Annotated in this window: 19 protein-coding genes; 12 read left to right on the forward strand and 7 right to left on the reverse strand. The window is 72.0% G+C overall.

The genetic code is table 11. The features are described 5' to 3' along the window. Nucleotides 1-13: 13 nt before the first annotated feature. Complete coding sequence (locus SMD11_RS24970; protein WP_087928572.1) at nt 14-817, reverse strand: class I SAM-dependent methyltransferase; 804 nt, start codon at nt 815-817, stop codon at nt 14-16. Between the two features lie 431 nt (nt 818-1,248). Here SMD11_RS24970 and rpsA point away from each other — a divergent pair, with 431 nt between their 5' ends. The 8 genes from rpsA to SMD11_RS25010 all read left to right on the forward strand — a co-directional run bounded on the left by rpsA (nt 1,249) and on the right by SMD11_RS25010 (nt 7,075). Then, nucleotides 1,249-2,754, forward strand: a complete 1,506-nt coding sequence (rpsA, locus tag SMD11_RS24975; protein WP_087928573.1) for a 30S ribosomal protein S1 — start codon at nt 1,249-1,251, stop codon at nt 2,752-2,754. Nucleotides 2,755-2,993: 239 nt separating this feature from the next. Next, nucleotides 2,994-3,935 carry a PAC2 family protein gene (locus SMD11_RS24980; RefSeq protein ID WP_087928574.1) on the forward strand — a complete coding sequence of 314 codons (942 nt, stop codon included), beginning with the start codon at nt 2,994-2,996 and terminating at the stop codon, nt 3,933-3,935. Nucleotides 3,936-4,060: 125 nt separating this feature from the next. Further along, nucleotides 4,061-4,660: a dephospho-CoA kinase gene (gene coaE / locus SMD11_RS24985; RefSeq protein WP_087928575.1), complete on the forward strand. Its 600-nt coding sequence runs from the start codon at nt 4,061-4,063 to the stop codon at nt 4,658-4,660. A 288-nt stretch (nt 4,661-4,948) separates the two neighbouring features. Further along, nucleotides 4,949-5,542: a hypothetical protein gene (locus tag SMD11_RS24990; protein WP_087928576.1), complete on the forward strand. Its 594-nt coding sequence runs from the start codon at nt 4,949-4,951 to the stop codon at nt 5,540-5,542. A 73-nt stretch (nt 5,543-5,615) separates the two neighbouring features. Continuing rightward, entirely contained in the window at nt 5,616-5,825 is a 210-nt protein-coding gene (locus tag SMD11_RS24995; RefSeq protein WP_087928577.1) for a hypothetical protein, read from the forward strand. Continuing rightward, nucleotides 5,789-5,980, forward strand: a complete 192-nt coding sequence (locus SMD11_RS25000) for a hypothetical protein (RefSeq protein WP_087928578.1) — start codon at nt 5,789-5,791, stop codon at nt 5,978-5,980. Before SMD11_RS24995 ends, SMD11_RS25000 begins: the two co-directional genes overlap by 37 nt. Then, a complete protein-coding gene (locus SMD11_RS25005; RefSeq protein ID WP_087928579.1) occupies nt 5,977-6,711 on the forward strand; it encodes a hypothetical protein in 735 nt (244 codons plus the stop codon). Before SMD11_RS25000 ends, SMD11_RS25005 begins: the two co-directional genes overlap by 4 nt. Nucleotides 6,712-6,745: 34 nt before the next feature. Continuing rightward, entirely contained in the window at nt 6,746-7,075 is a 330-nt protein-coding gene (locus tag SMD11_RS25010; protein ID WP_087928580.1) for a hypothetical protein, read from the forward strand. Nucleotides 7,076-7,114: 39 nt separating this feature from the next. Here the strand turns inward: SMD11_RS25010 and SMD11_RS25015 are convergent, their stop codons facing one another. The 3 genes from SMD11_RS25015 to SMD11_RS25025 form a co-directional block, all read right to left on the reverse strand. Beyond that, complete coding sequence (locus tag SMD11_RS25015) at nt 7,115-7,393, reverse strand: DUF6343 family protein (protein WP_087930720.1); 279 nt, start codon at nt 7,391-7,393, stop codon at nt 7,115-7,117. Nucleotides 7,394-7,482: 89 nt separating this feature from the next. After that, nucleotides 7,483-8,055 carry a methylated-DNA--[protein]-cysteine S-methyltransferase gene (locus SMD11_RS25020; protein WP_087928581.1) on the reverse strand — a complete coding sequence of 191 codons (573 nt, stop codon included), beginning with the start codon at nt 8,053-8,055 and terminating at the stop codon, nt 7,483-7,485. A 40-nt stretch (nt 8,056-8,095) separates the two neighbouring features. Continuing rightward, nucleotides 8,096-9,031: a glycerophosphodiester phosphodiesterase gene (locus tag SMD11_RS25025; RefSeq protein WP_087928582.1), complete on the reverse strand. Its 936-nt coding sequence runs from the start codon at nt 9,029-9,031 to the stop codon at nt 8,096-8,098. Nucleotides 9,032-9,257: 226 nt separating this feature from the next. Here SMD11_RS25025 and uvrB point away from each other — a divergent pair, with 226 nt between their 5' ends. The 4 genes from uvrB to SMD11_RS25045 all read left to right on the forward strand — a co-directional run bounded on the left by uvrB (nt 9,258) and on the right by SMD11_RS25045 (nt 15,765). Further along, nucleotides 9,258-11,393, forward strand: a complete 2,136-nt coding sequence (gene uvrB / locus SMD11_RS25030; RefSeq protein ID WP_087928583.1) for an excinuclease ABC subunit UvrB — start codon at nt 9,258-9,260, stop codon at nt 11,391-11,393. Between the two features lie 285 nt (nt 11,394-11,678). Beyond that, entirely contained in the window at nt 11,679-12,257 is a 579-nt protein-coding gene (locus tag SMD11_RS25035; RefSeq protein ID WP_087928584.1) for a TerD family protein, read from the forward strand. Between the two features lie 227 nt (nt 12,258-12,484). Further along, on the forward strand, nt 12,485-14,494 hold the full coding sequence (locus SMD11_RS25040) for a TerD family protein (protein WP_087928585.1): 2,010 nt from the start codon (nt 12,485-12,487) through the stop codon (nt 14,492-14,494). Between the two features lie 227 nt (nt 14,495-14,721). Further along, nucleotides 14,722-15,765, forward strand: coding sequence for a TerC family protein (locus SMD11_RS25045; RefSeq protein WP_087928586.1), 1,044 nt, complete (start codon nt 14,722-14,724; stop codon nt 15,763-15,765). A 49-nt stretch (nt 15,766-15,814) separates the two neighbouring features. Here SMD11_RS25045 and SMD11_RS25050 read toward each other — a convergent pair whose 3' ends face one another. The 3 genes from SMD11_RS25050 to SMD11_RS25060 form a co-directional block, all read right to left on the reverse strand. Then, complete coding sequence (locus SMD11_RS25050; RefSeq protein ID WP_087928587.1) at nt 15,815-17,110, reverse strand: MFS transporter; 1,296 nt, start codon at nt 17,108-17,110, stop codon at nt 15,815-15,817. Nucleotides 17,111-17,519: 409 nt separating this feature from the next. After that, nucleotides 17,520-18,176, reverse strand: a complete 657-nt coding sequence (locus SMD11_RS25055) for an MBL fold metallo-hydrolase (protein WP_087928588.1) — start codon at nt 18,174-18,176, stop codon at nt 17,520-17,522. A gap of 9 nt (nt 18,177-18,185) precedes the next feature. Continuing rightward, a complete protein-coding gene (locus SMD11_RS25060) occupies nt 18,186-18,875 on the reverse strand; it encodes a maleylpyruvate isomerase family mycothiol-dependent enzyme (RefSeq protein WP_087928589.1) in 690 nt (229 codons plus the stop codon). Nucleotides 18,876-18,909 lie beyond the last annotated feature (34 nt).

Consider the following 18,909-nt stretch of genomic DNA (forward strand, 5'->3'; position numbering starts at 1 on the left):
GCCCAGTCTCGCGCTAGTCGCGCTCGCAGACGAAAATCGCGGTGCCCGGGATCAGGTTCCCGCGCAGCGGGGACCAGCCGCCCCACTCCTGGGTGTTCCAGGCGGGCCACTCCGGCTCGACCAGGTCCACCAGCCGGAAGCCGCCCGCGACCACGTCGCGCACCCGGTCGCCGAGCGTGCGGTGGTGCTCCACATAGACGGCCCGCCCGGTCTCGTCCTGCTCGACGTAGGGCGTGCGGTCGAAGTAGGACGCCGCCACGGACAGGCCCTCGGGGCCGGGCTCGTCCGGGAACGCCCAGCGGATGGGGTGGGTCACGGAGAAGACCCAGCGCCCGCCCGGCCGCAGCACCCGGCGCACCTCGCGCATCACCCGCACCGGGTCCGCGACGAAGGGGACCGCGCCGTAGGCGGAGCAGGCGAGGTCGAAGGAGCCGTCCGCGAAGGGCAGCGCCCCCGCGTCCGCCTCCACCAGCGGGACGTCGCCGCCGATCCGCAGGGCGTGCTGGAGCTGGCGGTGGGAGAGGTCGAGGGCCACCGGCCGGGCGCCCTGCGCGGCCAGCCAGCGGGAGCACTGGGCGGCGCCGGCGCCGATCTCCAGGACGTCGAGGCCCTTCAGGCTTCCCTCCGGGCCGAGGAGGCGGGCGTCGGCCTCGTCGAGGCCCTCGGGGCCCCAGACGAAGCGGTCGTCGCCGAGGAAGGCGCCGTGCTCGGTCTGGTACTCGTCGGCGTTACGGTCCCACCAGCCGCGGCTGGCCCGGCTGCTCTCCGCCTCGCCGCTGGCCCGCCGGGTCGCTTCCGGTTCGTACTCTTGGATCATTTGGACCGTCGTGCCCTCGGCAGTAGTGGTTCATCGGACTTTGTCGTATCTTCTGGGACGCCCGAGCGTGAAGCTTCGGGGTGCGGCAGGGCCCGCGTGGCCTCGCAAAACATAAGTTGTGCCCGTTATGGCGGGTTTCGTCCCGGGTGTGCGCCTTCGCGCATTGACCGTGCCCCGCTGCCCCCGTATGCTACAAGTTGCGCTGCGGGCCTGCGCGCCTCAGACAGAGCAGGTCACGCTCGCACTTGTTGTATGTCCCCTCGGTTGTCGAGGCGCTTTCGATCTTCTTCGGGAGCCTTCGGGAAGTCCTCGGATTTCCCTGGGTCCCCGGGTGGTGCGTCTCCAGCGGCTGTCCGGCTTCGGCGGTGCGATACGGGCTCTCGGCGTAGCAGTACCTACGACTCACTGTCCGTACCGGAGCCTTTTCCCACATGACGAGCAGCACCGAGACCACCGCCACCACCCCGCAGGTTGCGGTCAACGACATCGGTAACGAGGAAGCCTTCCTCGCCGCGATCGACGAGACGATCAAGTACTTCAACGACGGCGACATCGTCGACGGCGTCATCGTGAAGGTCGACCGGGACGAGGTCCTGCTCGACATCGGTTACAAGACCGAAGGCGTCATCCCTTCCCGCGAGCTTTCGATCAAGCACGACGTCGACCCGAACGAGGTCGTCAAGGTCGGCGACGAGATCGAGGCCCTGGTTCTCCAGAAGGAGGACAAGGAAGGTCGTCTCATCCTGTCCAAGAAGCGCGCTCAGTACGAGCGTGCCTGGGGCACGATCGAGAAGATCAAGGAAGAGGACGGGATCGTCACCGGTACCGTCATCGAGGTCGTCAAGGGTGGTCTCATCCTCGACATCGGCCTCCGTGGCTTCCTCCCGGCCTCCCTGGTCGAGATGCGCCGCGTCCGCGACCTCCAGCCCTACGTGGGCAAGGAGCTCGAGGCCAAGATCATCGAGCTGGACAAGAACCGCAACAACGTGGTCCTGTCCCGCCGTGCCTGGCTGGAGCAGACCCAGAGCGAGGTCCGCCAGACCTTCCTCACGACCCTGCAGAAGGGCCAGGTCCGCTCCGGCGTCGTCTCCTCGATCGTCAACTTCGGTGCGTTCGTGGACCTCGGCGGCGTCGACGGTCTCGTCCACGTCTCCGAGCTCTCCTGGAAGCACATCGACCACCCGTCCGAGGTTGTCGAGGTCGGCCAGGAAGTCACCGTCGAGGTTCTCGACGTCGACATGGACCGCGAGCGCGTCTCCCTGTCGCTCAAGGCGACGCAGGAAGACCCGTGGCAGCAGTTCGCCCGGACCCACCAGATCGGTCAGGTCGTCCCGGGTAAGGTCACCAAGCTCGTTCCGTTCGGTGCGTTCGTCCGCGTCGACGAGGGCATCGAGGGCCTGGTCCACATCTCCGAGCTGGCCGAGCGCCACGTGGAGATCCCGGAGCAGGTCGTCCAGGTCAACGACGAGATCTTCGTCAAGGTCATCGACATCGACCTCGAGCGCCGTCGCATCAGCCTCTCGCTGAAGCAGGCCAACGAGTCCTTCGGTGCCGACCCGTCCGTGGTCGAGTTCGACCCGACCCTGTACGGCATGGCCGCGTCCTACGACGACCAGGGCAACTACATCTACCCCGAGGGCTTCGACCCCGAGGCCAACGACTGGCTCGAGGGCTACGAGAAGCAGCGCGAGGAGTGGGAGCGCCAGTACGCCGAGGCGCAGCAGCGCTTCGAGCAGCACCAGGCGCAGGTCATCAAGTCCCGCGAGGCCGACGAGCAGGCCGCTGCCGAGGGCGCTGCCGCTCCGGCCGCCGCCTCCACCGGTGGCAACGTCTCCGGCGGTTCGTACTCCTCGGAGTCGGCCGACAACTCCGGCGCCCTGGCGTCGGACGAGGCGCTCGCCGCGCTCCGCGAGAAGCTCGCCGGCGGCCAGAGCTGAGGCTCTGACCGGCAGCAGCTGACAGCTGACTGAGAAAGGCCCGTCCCCTTCGGGGGGCGGGCTTTTCCCATGTCCGGATGTTCCCGGAGGTGCCGGGCCCTTGCCCGGGCCCGTTCCCGTGGCCACCCTCGCCGCTGCCGCCGGGAAGTGTGTCCGCCGTGTTGCGCGCCACGGTCGCGGGAATGGCCGGGCCCTCCCCGCGCGTTCCCCGGTACGGAACATGAGGAGGAACGGTCACTGTGTTGGATCCGCAGGGTTTGTACGAATGGGAGCCCAAGGGGCTCGCCGTGGCCGACCTGGCCTTGGCCCAGGACACGGCCGGCCTGGTCATGCTCTACCACTTCGACGGCTACATCGACGCCGGAGCCACGGGTGAACTGATCGTCGGACGGCTGCTGGACAGCCTGCCGCACCAGGTCGTCGCCCGCTTCGACCACGACCGGCTCATCGACTACCGGGCCCGCCGCCCCTTGCTGACCTTCCAGCGCGACCGCTGGAGCGCCTACGAGACCCCGAAGATCGAACTGCGCCTGGCGCAGGACGCCACCGGCGCGCCCTTCCTCCTCCTCACCGGCCCCGAGCCGGACGTGGAGTGGGAGCGCTTCGCCGCGGCCGTCGGCCAGCTCGTGGAGCGGCTCGGCGTGCGGCTCTCGGTCAACTTCCACGGCATCCCCATGGGCGTCCCCCACACCCGCCCCGTGGGCATCACGCCGCACGGCAACCGCACGGACCTGATGCCCGGTCATCGCAGCTTCTTCGACGAGGCGCAGGTGCCCGGCAGCGCCGAGTCGCTCGTCGAGTACCGCCTCGCGGAGGCCGGCCACGACGTCCTCGGCGTCGCCGCGCACGTCCCGCACTACGTCGCCCGCTCGCCCTACCCCGACGCGGCCCTCACCGCCCTGGAGGCGATCACCGCCGCCACGGGCCTCGTCCTGCCGAACGCGGCGCACGCGCTGCGCACGGACGCGCTGCGGACCCAGGAGGAGATCGAGCGTCAGATCGCCGACGGCGACGAGGAACTCGTCTCCCTCGTCCGGGGGCTTGAGCACCAGTACGACGCGGTGGCCGGCTCCGAGACCCGGGGCAACCTCGTCGCCGAGCCGGTGGAGCTGCCCTCCGCGGACGAGCTGGGCGCGGAGTTCGAGCGCTTCCTTGCCGACCGGGAAGGCGAGACGGGCTGATCGGATAGGCTGCGCGACAGGCCGCGCCCGTGCGCCCGTGGGGTCCTCTCCGGGCACCGGCACCGGCGCCGGTCTGTGCTCCTCCCCGCGTCCCGCGGGGATACTGCTGAGGCGGAGGCGTGGTCATGTTGTCCGTGGGTCTGACCGGTGGAATCGGCGCGGGCAAGAGCGAGGTGTCCCGGCTCCTCGCGTCGTACGGCGCCGTGGTCGTGGACTCCGACAAGATCGCGCGCGAGGTGGTGGAGCCGGGCACGCCCGGACTGGCCGCCGTCGTCGCCGAGTTCGGCCCCGGCGTCCTCACCCCCGACGGGGCCCTCGACCGCCCGGCGCTCGGCGCGATCGTCTTCGCCGACCCGGACCGGCTCGCCGCCCTCAACGCCATCGTCCACCCGCTCGTCCGGGAGCGCTCCGCCCAGCTGGAGGCGGCGGCCGGCCCCGACGCGGTGCTCGTCCACGACGTCCCCCTCCTGGCCGAGAACGGCCTCGCGCCGCTGTACGACCTCGTCGTCGTCATCGACGCCTCCACCGGGACGCGTCTCGACCGGCTCGTGGGACTGCGCGGCATGACGCCGGACGAGGCGCGGGCGCGGATGGCCGCGCAGGCGACGCGGGAGGCCCGGCTGGCGATCGCGGATCTGGTGATCGAGAACGACGGGTCACGGGAGGAGCTGGAGGCCCGGGTGCGGGAGGTCTGGGCGGAGCTGGCGGAACGCCGGGAGAGCTGAGAGCCGGCCTGTCCGGTGCCTGAGGCTCGCCTCCCGGTTGCGGGGGAGGGCGGGCAGGGGGCAAGCCCCGCGCGGCGGTTGCCGTCACCGCACCCATCCCGTTCGTCATATCGGGTGATGGGCTGCCCGGCCCCTGGACCCCGCTCACGCCCCCGCATCGCCCCACCCCCAAGGGATCCCGCTTCCACCCCCGCCGCTCCCGCCCCACCGCGCCCCGGATCACCCCCTCCCCGCCTGCATAGGATCCCCCCGACCGACAGACAGGCGCACACCGCGAGGGGATCCCGCATGACCATGCAGGACATGCTCGCCGCGCACGCCGAGGCCGAGGCGCGGTCGGCCGGGGCCAGGTACCGGGCGCGCGCGTTCGGCGCCGCACTCATGCTGTTCAGCCTGCTCGGCATGGGGTTCTGCCTCTCCCAGTCCGTCAAGGCCGCGGGCTACGTCGCGGACAAGGGCACGGTGACCGTCTCCGAATGCCGCACGGAACGGTCCCTGTCCCGCCGGGTGAAGAAGGAGGAGACCCGCTGCACCGGGGTCTTCCGGTCGGAGGGCGGCCGGACCGTCCGGGACGACGCCGAGCTCACGGGGTACTACGTGCCGGGCGAGAAGGTCCGCGTCTACCGGGAGGCGTCCGACTACTCGCTGGTCAGCCTGCGGGCGTTCTGGGGATGGCTGTGCCTGGTGTTCTTCTGCCTGGTCCTGTTCTCCCGGGGCCTGGTGAGCGTGGTCGTCGGGGTCAGCGCGACCGCTTTCCACGAGTTCCCGTACGCCCAGGAGATGCTCAAGAGGACCCCGTTCGCCGACTACGTGAAGTGGCTGCTCCTGATCGGAGGCTGCGGGCTGCTGCTCTGCGTCATGCTGGCCGCGGTCTCGCCCTGACCGCTTGTTCGACCACTTGCCTGTCCACTCACCCGTGAGCCCGGGGCGCCGCGTCCCCGGGGGAGGGAACACGATGACGCTGCGGGTACAGCCCGGGGAGCTGGAGAAGTTCGCCGGGCAACTGCGCCGGGCCGCCGACGACGCGTACGACATGCTCGCCCACGCCGACCGCTACACCAAGGTGTCGCTGGTCCAGGGGGCCTGTCGGGGCTGGTGGTCGGGCAGCACGAGGACTTACGGGAAACCGTGCTCGGCACGCTGCGACACCTCACCGACGTCCTGAAGGGCTCGGCGGACGGGATCGAGGAGTCCGTGGCCTATTACCGGCGCACCGACCTCTCCCTCGCGGCGAAGCTGGACGCGGCCGGGGCGCACGCCGGGACGGGCCAGGGGCACGGGACGGCGCCGATGGCGGGGCGGGGTGCCGGCCCCGTATGAGCTTCACGGACACCGCCCGTCCCACCGATCACCTCGCACCTCCCCAGGCGCCCGAAGACTTCATGAACCCCCTGAAGCCGCTCAACGAGGTGTGCGCGGTCCTCAGTCCGGGGTCGTGGGTGCTCAAGGTCGCCGAACTGATGCTCCCCTGCGACCCCGTGGAATGGGCCGGGGAGATGTTCGCGGGGGACTGGGAGGCGTACGCGGCCTGCTCCGGGGTGTGGCGCGAGCTGGGAGAGGCGTGCGGGGCCCTCGCGCGGAACCTGGAGGGCGGGAACCGGGACCTCGACCGGGTCTGGGACGGCAGCGCCGCCGACGCCGCCGTCCGCTATTTCGACGCGCTGCGGAAGGACCTGTACGGGATCCGCCACGCGCTGACGCGGCTGGGCGAGGAGTACCTGGCCGTCGCCCGCGCCGTGTCCGCCGCCGCGGACGTTCTCGGGGAGTGCCTCAGCGCGATCGTCGACGCGGCCGTCAGCTGGTACATCACGCAGGCCGCCGCGTCGGCGCTGTGCTGGACCGGCTGGGCCGCGGCGACCGGGTACGCGCTGGGCGCGGCCGAGGCGGAGATCATGGTGAAGCACTGGGCCCGGGCCACCAAGATCGTCAATCATGCGCAGATCGTCATGAACGCCAGTTGCGGCGTCCTGGGCCGCCTCGCCGGGGAGATCGCCGCGCAGCTCAACACCTTCCCGCTGCCCCAGCGGGCCTACCACCACCCGGCCGTATGACCCACGGCCCCGCTTCCCGCCGGGAGGACCCGACGTGACCGAACACCAGGTGGGACCCGAGGAGTTCCTGACCCCGGGGCGCGACGCGGCCCGCGCGCGCCTGCTCCACACCTCGCTGCGGGCCCTCGCCCAGGGAGGGGCCGGGCCCGTGCTCCAGGAGATGGCTGAGGAGGTGCTCAGCGGCCGGATGGGCCTCCGGGAGTGCCTGAACGCCGGTGCCTACGCCGAGGCGCTGGCCCGCGAGGCCACCGCCGCCCACGCGGAGTGGGAGCGGATGCCCGCGGCCGAGCGTGAGCACCACGCGGCCGAGGCCCGCCGCCTCCTCGGCACCATGCGCGAGGACGAAGGCCCCGGCCTCCGCTGATCACCCCGGCGGGACGGGGAGGGCGCCACGGGGCACACGTCAGTGTCCCCGCTTCGGCCGTTCCTCCCGCACCGGCTCGTACGGCGGTACGTCCCGCCCCGGCTGGTAGTGCGGCCCCTGCCGGATGTGCCGGACGACCAGCGCGAGATCGACCGCGGTGACCACCACCAGCACCCCACAGGCAATGGCCCACCCCGGATGCCCCGTCCACACGAAGAGCCCCGTCCCCGCCACGGCCCACACCAGCCCCCACAAGGCCAGCCCGCACCGCAGCCGCAGCGCGCTGCGCGCGGTCGCCGGCTCACTGCCCGTACGCATGGCGACCATCTCCCACTACCAGCATCCACCCGGACGGAGGGGCGGGGAGTGTGGGCGCGGGGCCCGCTCGTCGGCGCGGCCCGGACGGCTCAGAACAGCGGTTCCGGGAGGACGCCCTCAAGGGTCAGCAGGGCGCGCTTGACCTCCAGGCCGCCGCCGAAGCCGCCCAGGCCGCCGCCGCTCTCGACGACGCGGTGGCAGGGCACCACGATCGGCAGCGGGTTGCCGCCCATGGCCGTGCCGACGGCGCGGGCGGCGCCGGGTTCGCCGACGCGGTCGGCCAGGTCCTGGTAGCTGACCACGGTGCCGTACGGGACGTGGGCGGCGAGCTCGCGCAGGACGCGGCGGTTGAAGCCCGAGGTCAGGGACCAGTCCAGGGGGACGGAGAAGGTCTCGCGGCGGCCGGTGAAGTACGCCGTGAGTTCCGTCGTGGCCTCGGCGAGGAATTCGTGGGCGGCGGAGGGCGCGGCTCCGGGGGCGGCGCCCAGGCGTCGGGTGAGGCGGGCGACGGCCCGCTCCGAGGTCGGGCCGTCGGCGGCGAAGGCGACCTCGATCAGGCCGGTGGGTGTCGCGGCCAGCCCGACGGGGCCGATGGGGGCGTCGACCGTCGTCCACGCCCACACCAGGGGCCCCGCCGGAGGGGTTTGATCCGTGTCCGTCACCCTGTCAGCGTACGCCGGGGGTCGTCCGCCGCCCCACGCGTCACAGGTCGTAGAGGAAGGAGAGCGGCGAGAAGGCCGGCCCGTACTCGTCCTCCTCCTCGGCGAGCGCGTCCTCCACCACGTGCGGGGCGTTGCTGATGATGTAGTCGACGCCCATCCGGGCCAGGTCGACGGCCCGGTCGCCGTCGTCGACGGTCCAGGCCGAGACCTCCAGCTTCCTGCCGTGCGGGCCCTTCACCGCGTGCACGGCCCGGACCCACGCGGCCGTGACGCTCCGGTGGTTGGGGTTGATCTGGTCGGCGAACTTCGCGTACGCGCCGAGCTCCGAGACCTTGGGCGCGCCCAGGAAGCCCGTCTTCACGTCCTTGCGCAGCCCGTGGAAGGTCTTGAGGGAGGCCGCGCTGAAGCTCTGGACGACCAGGTCGTTCCTGACGTGCCCCTGGTCGAGCCAGCCGGCCCGGCGCAGCTCGGTGACCAGTTGCCGTTCGATGCCGGGGTAGAGCTCCGGTGCCTTGACCTCCAGGAGGAGCCGCTGGCGGTGCCGGTCGACGCGCTGGAGGTAGCGCTTGAGCGTCGGCACGCGCTCACCGGCGAATCTGCGGTCGTACCAGCTGCCCGCGTCGAGCTTCTCGATCTCGGCGAGGGTGAAGTCGGCGATCCGCCAGGGCGCCCGGCCGGGGAAGCGCTTCTCGACGTCGGTCGTCCGGTTCAGCGTGGTGTCGTGCATGACGATCAGGGCGCCGTCCTTGGTGCGCTGGACGTCGTTCTCCACCCAGCGGATGCCGAGGCGGGCCGCCCGGTCGACCGAGGCCAGGGTGTTCTCCGGGGCCTGGACCGGGACGCCCCGGTGACCGATGGCCACGGGTACCCGGGTGTGCGCGGCGGCCGGGGCGGCGGCTTTCGCGGGGGTGGCGAGGAAGAGCGTGGTCATACCGAGCAACGCGCAGGTCACGGCGGAGACGGGGCGGATGCGCATACGGGCTCCTCGCGGCGTCTGGACACGGCGGGACCGGGGCGCGCGATCGCGTCCCGGCCCTTGGTGTACGGGATGGGGCGTACACCAGACAAGTACGCGACCGCGGCGCCCGGAGCACCCCGGCCAGGAGACCTTTTGCCCGATCTTCGCCGCGCGTTCGCCCGGGAAACGGCCGGGGAACGCCCGGCGCCCGGCCGTTGTCAGTGGGTGGCCGTACCGTGGTTGCATGCGGCCCGTATCGAAGATCGAACGCAAGGTGGCACCTTTCGAGGTCGTCAGCCCCTTCCAGCCCAGCGGTGATCAGCCCACCGCCATCGCCGAGCTGGAACGACGCATCCGCGCAGGTGAGAAGGACGTCGTCCTGCTCGGTGCGACCGGCACCGGCAAGTCCGCGACCACCGCGTGGATGATCGAGAAGCTCCAGCGGCCGACGCTCGTGATGGCGCCCAACAAGACCCTCGCGGCACAGCTCGCCAATGAGTTCCGTGAGCTCCTGCCGAACAACGCAGTCGAATACTTTGTGTCGTATTACGACTACTATCAGCCCGAGGCCTACGTCCCCCAGTCGGACACGTACATCGAGAAGGATTCCTCGATCAACGAGGAGGTCGAGCGCCTGCGCCACTCCGCGACGAACTCCCTGCTCACCCGGCGTGACGTCGTGGTGGTCGCTTCGGTGTCCTGCATCTACGGCCTCGGCACCCCGCAGGAGTACGTCGACCGGATGGTGCCGCTCAAGGTCGGCCAGGAGATCGACCGCGACCAGCTGCTGCGCCGCTTCGTGGAGATCCAGTACACCCGGAACGACCTGGCGTTCACCCGGGGCACCTTCCGGGTGCGCGGCGACACCATCGAGATCTTCCCGGTCTACGAGGAGCTGGCCGTCCGGATCGAGATGTTCGGTGACGAGATCGAGGCGCTCTCCACCCTGCACCCCCTCACCGGCGAGGTCATCTCCGACGACCAGGAGCTCTACGTCTTCCCGGCCAGCCACTACATCGCGGGCGCCGAGCGCATGGAGAAGGCCATCGCGGGCATCGAGGCCGAGCTGGAGCAGACGCTGGCCCGCATGGAGAAGCAGGGCAAGCTCCTGGAGGCCCAGCGGCTCCGCATGCGCACCACCTACGACATCGAGATGATGCGCCAGATCGGCTCCTGCTCCGGCATCGAGAACTACTCGCTGCACATGGACGACCGCGAGCCCGGCTCCCCGCCCAACACCCTGCTCGACTACTTCCCGGAGGACTTCCTCCTGGTCATCGACGAGTCGCACGTCACCGTCCCCCAGATCGGCGCGATGTACGAGGGCGACGCCTCCCGCAAGCGCACCCTCGTCGAGCACGGCTTCCGGCTGCCGTCGGCCATGGACAACCGCCCGCTGAAGTGGGAGGAGTTCACCGAGCGCATCGGTCAGACGGTCTACCTCTCCGCGACCCCCGGGAAGTACGAGCTGTCCCGCGGTGACGGCTTCGTGGAGCAGATCATCCGCCCCACCGGCCTCGTCGACCCCGAGGTCGTCGTCAAGCCGACGGAGGGCCAGATCGACGACCTGGTCCACGAGATCCGCACGCGCACCGAGAAGGACGAGCGCGTCCTGGTCACCACCCTCACCAAGAAGATGGCCGAGGACCTCACGGACTACTTCCTGGAGCTCGGCATCCAGGTGCGCTATCTGCACAGCGACGTCGACACGCTGCGCCGCATCGAGCTGCTGCGCGAGCTGCGCGCCGGCGAGTACGACGTCCTGGTCGGCATCAACCTCCTCCGCGAGGGCCTGGACCTGCCCGAGGTGTCCCTGGTCGCGATCCTGGACGCCGACAAGGAGGGCTTCCTCCGCTCGGGCACGTCCCTGATCCAGACCATCGGCCGCGCGGCGCGCAACGTCTCCGGCCAGGTCCATATGTACGCCGACAAGGTCACCCCGGCGATGGAGAAGGCCATCGAGGAGACCAACCGCCGCCGCGAGAAGCAGATCGCGTACAACAAGGAGCGGGGCATCGACCCGCAGCCGCTGCGGAAGAAGATCGGCGACATCGTCGCCTCCCTCGCCCGCGAGGAGATCGACACCCAGGAGCTCCTGGGCACGGGCTACCGCGAGGACAAGGCCAAGGGGAAGGCGCCCGTGCCCACGGCGGCGGGTGGCGGCCAGACCGGCAAGGCCGGCGCCAAGGGCAAGGGCAAGAAGGCCGTGGTGGCCACGGACCGGCCCGCCGCGGAACTGGCCCAGCTCATCGAGGACATGACCGACCGCATGCGGGCCGCCGCGGCCGAGCTCCAGTTCGAGGTCGCCGCCCGGCTGCGCGACGAGGTGAGCGAGCTGAAGAAGGAGCTGCGGCAGATGAGGGAGGCCGGTCTCGCCTGAGACGGTGCCTGAGAGGCCCTGACGGTCCCTGGGAGGCCGTGGCGGCCTCTGACGGGCCGTCGCCCCGGGGAGTCCGGCGGTCCTGACGGCCGCCGCGCCCCTCTTCCGGGCCGCCCGGCCGCCCGTTCGTCGCCCCTTCCGCCGCACGCCCCGGCGGCATGTTGCAATGCCGCCACAAACCCCGCCCGGATGCGTGGCCGGTCCGCGGCAGTGCATAGGGTCGTTCGAGGAGGTCGCGCGCACGCGCGGCCGACGGGGAAGCGGTAAACGAGAAAGGGACTGCGCGTGACGGTCAACTTGTCCAAGGGTCAGGGAATCAGCCTCCAGAAGGCCGACGGGGGCACCCTGACCGCGGTGCGGATGGGGCTCGGCTGGCAGTCGGCTCCCCGCCGCGGACTGTTCGGGTCGCGCACGAAGGAGATCGACCTCGACGCCTCGGCGGTGCTCTTCGCCGGTGAGCAGCCGGTGGACGTGGTCTTCTTCCGCCACCTGGTCAGCGACGACGGCTCCGTGCGCCACACCGGTGACAACCTGGTCGGCGGCGCCGGCAAGGGCGGGGACGACGAGGCGATCCTCGTCGACCTCCAGCGCGTCCCCGTCCACATCGACCAGATCGTCTTCACGGTGAACTCCTTCACCGGCCAGACGTTCGCCGAGGTGCAGAACGCCTTCTGCCGCCTCGTCGACGAGACCAACGGCCAGGAGCTGGCCCGCTACACCCTCGACGGCGGCGGCGCGTACACCGCGCAGATCATGGCGAAGGTGCACCGCTCCGGCACCGGCTGGGCGATGACCGCCATCGGCACGCCGGCCAACGGCCGGACCTTCCAGGACCTGATGCCGGCGATCCTGCCGAGCCTGTAAGGCGCGACAGCGGTACGAGCCGGCGAGCTCGTACGCGCAGCGGTACGTACGTCACGGCCGGCCCGTGCGTACGGACGGACGACCGGGCCCGGTGGAGACTGCCTCCACCGGGCCCGCGGGCACCCGGGGCCCGATCGGCACGCCGGCCACGGCGGGCGGCAAGCACATCACCGAGCACGATGCGTGACACGCACGGCCGGGAAACACCACAACAAGGGGGCGCAGGAATGACGGCCGAGCTGGTGCGGGGGCAGAACCACCCGCTGTCGGAGTCCCGTCTGGAGATCCGGATCTCGGCAGGCGGCCCGGTCGTCGCGGGAGCCACCCTCAGCGGCGCCGACGGCAGGGTGGCGGGCGCCGAGTGGGTCGCGCACCCCGCCTCGCACCGGCTCCCCGGCCTGGAGGTGTCCCGGCAGGCCGCCGCCGAGCACCGGCTGGCCGTCGACCTGGACGCCCTCCCCGAGTCCGCGCACCGCCTCCATGTGCTGCTGGCCCTGCCGGAAGGGGTGGGCGGACCGTCCCGCTTCGGCGCCATGGCCGCGCCCTTCGTCGCCGTCACCGGGCTCGACGGCGCCGAGGTCGCCAGCTACACCCTCACCGACCTGGACAGCGAGTCGGCCGTCGTCGCCCTGGAGCTCTACCGCCGGCAGGGCGCCTGGAAGGTGCGCGCCGTGGGCCAGGGCTACGCCGGCGGTCTCACGGCCATGCTGCTCGACCAGGGCCTCGACGCCGCCGCCGAGACGGCCGCGGCCATCAACGACGCCGTGACCCGGGGCATGGCCCGCTCCGTCGCCGCGCCGCCCACCCCCGCGGCCGGGGGAGACGCCGGGGCGCGCCGTACGGCACGGGTGGGCGACTCCGGTGACGCCCGTCCCGAGGGCTCCTCGCTTCCCGGCGGCGCCTCGGACCCATGCGGCTCCTCACACCCCGGAGACTCCGGAGATCAGGGAAACCCGGGCGGCCCCGGTGACACGGGGGACACCGCCCCGCCCGTAACGCCCGTCACGGGCGGCGGCCCTGTCAGCTACCGGCACCCCGGACGGCAGACGACGGCCCCGCCCGCCCCGGCCCCCGCCGCACCGCCCGCCGCGCCCGGCACCCCCGCCCCGCCCGTCGCGGGCGACGCCACGGGCTGGACGATGAACGAGCGGCTCTACAACCAGGTGTGGGGCATGTTCGAGGACCTCGCCCGGTCCACCGCCGCCTACCGCAGCGCCGTCGACTTCGCCGAGTCGCGCCTGGAGCGGGAGCTGGACAAGGCGCTCTCCGACCCGCGCACCCGGGTGGGCCCCGCCGCCGACGCCGTCCGTGCGGAGGCCCGCGCCAAGCGCACGGACCTCGTCGACCAGGCCCGCGCCGTCCTCGACCGCGACCTGGCCCAGCTCGTCGCCGAGTCCGAGGTCGTCGAGCACGCCCTGCCGCCGGCCTTCGCCCGCTGGGACAGCCCCGTCTGGCAGGGCTTCCAGATGCCCCTGGAGACGCCGATGGCGCTGCGGATAGGCGACCTCCACCTGCCGGAGCGCACCGACCTGCGGATCCCCATGCTGGTGCGGCTGCCGCTGGAGCGCGGGCTGTGGATCGACAGCGGGCGCGCGTCCGGCCGCGAGGCGGGCCTGGTGGACGCGGACGGGCTGCGCCGGCGGGCCATGGAGACCGCCGTCGCCCAGGCCGCCCGGCTGCTGGCCGTCTATCCGGTGGGCGACTTCTCGTTGCACGTCATCGACCCGGCCGGGGCGGCGGGCGGCGCGCTCGCGCCGCTGCTGAGCTCGGGGGCGCTGCGGGACGCCCCGGCGGCGGGCGCGCGGGGCGTGTCCGAGACCCTCCAGCGGCTGACGCGGCGGGTGGACCTGGTGCAGATGGCCGTCCGCAGCGGAGCCGTCGACTCGCTGCCGCCGGACCTGGACACCGCGGAGCAGCTGCTCATCGTCAACGACTTCCCGCACGGTTTCGACGACCGTGCCGTCACCCAGCTGCGCTACCTCGCGGACGAGGGCCCGGCCGTGGGCGTGCACCTGATGATGGTCGCCGACCGCGAGGACGCCCGCGCCTACGGGCCGGTGCTGGACCCGTTCTGGCGCGCCCTGCTGCGGATCACCCCGATGCCGGACGACCACCTCGCCGACCCCTGGGTCGGCCACGCGTGGACGTACGAGCCGTCGCTGGCCCCGGCGGGGAGCGAGGTGCTGGCGCGGGTGCTGCGTCAGGTGGGGCAGGCGCGCCGGGCGTACGGCATCTGACGGCACCCGGCAGCGCCCCACGGGCCTCCTGCGGCACCCGGCTGGCGCCGTCCGACGGGTACCCAAGGAAAGGTAAACGCCTCTCACCAGCTCTTTTGGTGATTTCTTTACCGTTCCTTGGGTCTTCCTGTACTGTTTTTGATGCGGAGGCGACCGTGGCGTACTCGCGTGGCGGGCCTCCGGCAGCGACGACGCTGGAAGTTGCCGTATGACGTGCCGGAGGAACCGTGGATGTCTCCCTGACCCTGTGGGTGCTGACCATTCTTGGTCTGTGCGCCCTCGTCGCCGCCGACTTCTTCATCGGCGGCCGTAAACCCCATGAGGTCTCCCTCAAGGAGGCCGGCATCTGGACCGGCGTCTGGGTGGCCCTGGCCGGGCTCTTCGGACTGGGGCTGCTGCTCTTCGGCGGCGGTCGGCCGGCCGGGGAGTTCTTCGCCGGCTTCATCACCGAGAAGTCGCTGAGCGTCGACAACCTCTTCGTCTTCGTCCTGATCATGGCGAAGTTCGCGGTCCCGACGATCTATCAGCAGCGCGTCCTCATGGTCGGTGTGCTGATCGCCCTCGTCCTGCGGGCCGTCTTCATCGGCGCCGGTGCGGCGATCATCGCCAACTTCTCCTGGGTCTTCTACATCTTCGGCGCCTTCCTCATCTGGACCGCCTGGAAGCTCATCCAGGAGGCGCGGGCCGACGAGGAGGAAGAGGAGTTCGAGGAGAATCGTTTCCTCAAGCTGGTCGAGAAGCGCTTCCCCTCCACCGACCGCTACCACGGCACCAAGCTGTTCATCGTGGAGAACGGCAAGCGCCTGATGACGCCGATGCTGATCGTCATGCTGGCGATCGGCACCACCGACGTCCTCTTCGCGCTGGACTCGATCCCCGCGATCTTCGGCCTCACCCAGGACCCGTACATCGTCTTCACGGCCAACGCCTTCGCCCTCATGGGCCTGCGGCAGCTGTACTTCCTGATCGGCGGCCTGCTCAAGAAGCTGGTCCACCTCTCGTACGGCCTCTCGGTGATCCTCGGCTTCATCGGCGTCAAGCTGGTGCTGCACGCCCTGCACGAGAACGGCGTGGGCGTCCCCGAGATCAGCATCCCGGTCTCGCTCGGCGTCATCTGCGCCGTGCTGGTCGTCACCACCCTCACCAGCCTGCGGGCCTCGAAGAAGCAGGCCGAGGCTGAGGCCGTTGAGGCCGCCGAGGCCGCCGCGCGGCCGCTCGACGCCGGGGACGCGCAGGACGACGGCGCCAAGACCGACGGCGCTCGGGTCTGAGTCCGGGCACTGCCGAGCGGGGCCGCCGACGGCGGCCCCGCTCGCGCGGTCAGGCGGGCGCGCCCTCCGCGCCTTCGGTGACCGGACCGGCCTTGGCGGCCGCCGGACGGGTCTCGGGCAGCAGCGCGAAGCACCCCAGGCTCACCAGGGCGAAGGCCGCCAGATAGCCCGCCAGGGCCCAGGGTGTGCCCTCGCCCCGGGCCGCGGCGGTCGCGACCAGCGGGGTGACCGCGCCGCCCAGCACCCCGGCCAGGTTGTAGCCGAAGGTCGCGCCGGTGCAGCGCACCCGGGGCTCGTACAGCTCGGGCAGATAGGCCGCGATGACGGCCACCACGGCCGTGAAGCACACCGCTCCGACCATGAAGCCGGGCACGATCCACTCCGGCCGGCCCGTGTGCAGCAGCGCCACCATCGGCACCGACCAGAGGGCCATCCCCGCGCAGCCCGCCAGGCACATCGAGCGCCGTCCCCAGCGGTCGGCCAGGAGCGCGAAGTACGGCGTGACCGCGCCCGAGACCACGATCGCCGCCATGATGCAGCCGAGCATGACCGTACGGTCGACGCCGAGCCGCTCGGTCGCGTAGGCCAGCGACCACGTGGTGATCGTGTAGTAGACGGCGTAGGCCACGGAGAGCCCGCCGGCCGTGAGCAGGACCAGCCGCCAGTGGTCGCGGAGGAGCTCGGCGAACGGCAGGGTCGCGCGGTCGTCCCGGGCCGCCAGCTCCTCGAACTGCGGGGTCTCGGCGAGCCTGCCGCGCAGCAGCAGCCCGCCGACGGCCAGCACGCCCGCGAACCAGAACGGCACCCGCCAGCCCCAGGAGAGGAACTGCGCGTCGGTGAGCGTGGCCGACAGGGCCAGCGTGAGGCCGTTGGCGAGCAGGAAGCCCAGGGGCGGGCCCAGCTGGGTAAAGCTCGACCACAGGGCGCGGCGCCGGGCGGGCGCGTGCTCCGCGGTCAGCAGCACCGCGCCGCCCCACTCGCCGCCGAGGCCCAGGCCCTGGAGGAAGCGCAGGAGCAGCAGCAGGCACGGGGCGGCGAGCCCGATGCGGTCGTAGGTGGGCACCAGGCCGACGGCGACCGTCGCGACGCCGGTCAGCAGCAGCGACAGGATGAGGACGGGACGCCGGCCGCGCCGGTCGCCGAGGTGGCCGAAGATCACCGAGCCGATCGGCCGGGCCAGGAAGCCGACCCCGAAGGTCCCGAAGGCCGCGAGCGAGCCGACGAGCGGGGAGACGGTCGGGAAGTAGAGCGGGCCGAGGACGAGCGCGGCGGCGGTGCCGTAGGCGAAGAAGTCGTAGAACTCGATGGCCGTGCCCGTCAGGGACGCGGCCGCCACGCGGAGCATGGCCGGGGGCTTCGGCGGTGGGCCCGTCGGCGGGCCGTCGGCCGGGGAGGGGCCGGGCGGGGAAGGGGCGCGTTCCATGTACCGTCCAACATCCGGTGGGCAGGGAAGGAAACGGGGCGTGCGGGGGCGCGCCCGGGGGCGCGTGGGGAGGCCGTCGGCGGCCCGTCGCGAAGGGTACGCGCCGCCCGTTTCCGGGCGGTTCCCCAGGTACTCGCACGGGGCCGGGGCGTCAGGTGTAAATGGTGCGAAAAAGGGCGCCCGCAAGGCTGGCGGATGCCGTGGGGGAGGAGTAGCTTGGTTGATGAGGCCGCCACACCCAGAGGATCGAGTGGGACGGCCTCACAGCATGTCCGGACCGGGTCGGAACCCGGGTCCGGGCCGGAGCCCGGTCAGGTGACCGGGCTCTTCCTCACCAGCCGCGCTCGCGCCACTCCGCGAGGTGGGGGCGCTCGGCGCCCAGCGTGGTGTCGGCGCCGTGGCCGGGGTAGACCCAGGTCTCGTCCGGGAGCTGCCCGAAGAGCTTGGTCTCCACGCCGTCCAGCAGGCTGGCGAAGGCCCGCGGATCGTCGTGCGTGTTCCCGACGCCGCCGGGGAACAGGCAGTCGCCGGTGAACACGTGCGGGTGGCCGTGCGGGTCGTCGTAGACCAGCGCGATGCTGCCCGGCGTGTGCCCCACCAGATGGCGTGCGGTCAGCTCCACGCGGCCGACGCGGATCACGTCGCCGTCGGACACGGGCACGGCGGTCGGTACGGGGATGCCGTCGGCGTCCTCGCGGCCCGCGTACGTGGTGGCGCCGGTGGCGTCGACCACCTCGCGCAGGGCGCCCCAGTGGTCGCCGTGCCGGTGCGTCGTGACGACCGAGGCGATACCGCTGTCCCCGATCAGGCTCAGCAGGGTGTGCGGCTCCGCGGCGGCGTCGATGAGCAACTGCTCGTCCGTCGCGCGGCAGCGCAGCAGATAGGCGTTGTTGTCCATGGGGCCGACCGCGACCTTCGAGATCATCAGGTCGGTCAGCTCGTGCACGTCGGCCGGTCCGCCGACCTTCACCGCTCCGCTGTAGGTCATGACCTCAGCCTATAGCGGGGGCAGGGCCGGGAGCGGGGCCCCGTCGGCCGTGAGGTCCGCACCCTTCGCGCCACGGCCGGAGAGCCAGCCGAGGAGCGCGGGCGCGGTGCCGGCCACGGTGACCGGGGTGCCCTCGCCGCCGCCGGTGCGCCACTGCCCGCCGCCCGCCGCGGTGAGGACGACGGCGGGGAGGTCCCGGTGGCCGGAGTAGCGGGCCGTGAGGTAGCCGACCGCCCGGGCGGTGAACTCCGCGGGCAGGTCCGGCAGCTCGTAGCCGATGCCGAGGTCGACGTGGTGCAGCTCGACCTCGATCAGGCGGCGGAAGGGGATGCGGGCGGCGGTGTCGGTCACGCCGTTGCGCAGCTCGACGGTCCGGGACGGGTCGCCGGGCGCCTCCGCCGCCTCCGTGAAGCGGGCCGCGCTGTCGCGCAGGTCGGCGAGGTGGACGTCCAGGGGGCGGCCGGCGCCGCGCGCGATGTCCGCGTCCCGGGCCTCGGCACTGGCGTACATGGGCCGTCCGGTGAGGACGTTGACCAGGGCGTCGGCGTTGCGGGCGAGGTGGGCGAGCACATGTCCGCGGGTCCAGTCCGGCAGGCGTGACGCCTCGGCGACGGCGGCGTTGTCCAGTTTTCCGACCGCGGAGAGGAGTCGGTCGGTCGCCTCACGTACAGCGGCCAGGTCGTGCACATGATCAGTCATGCGGCCGACCCTAGCGGCGCCACTCTTCCGGGTG

This window comes from Streptomyces albireticuli, from assembly GCF_002192455.1.
Taxonomy (GTDB): Bacteria; Actinomycetota; Actinomycetes; order Streptomycetales; family Streptomycetaceae; genus Streptomyces; species Streptomyces albireticuli_B.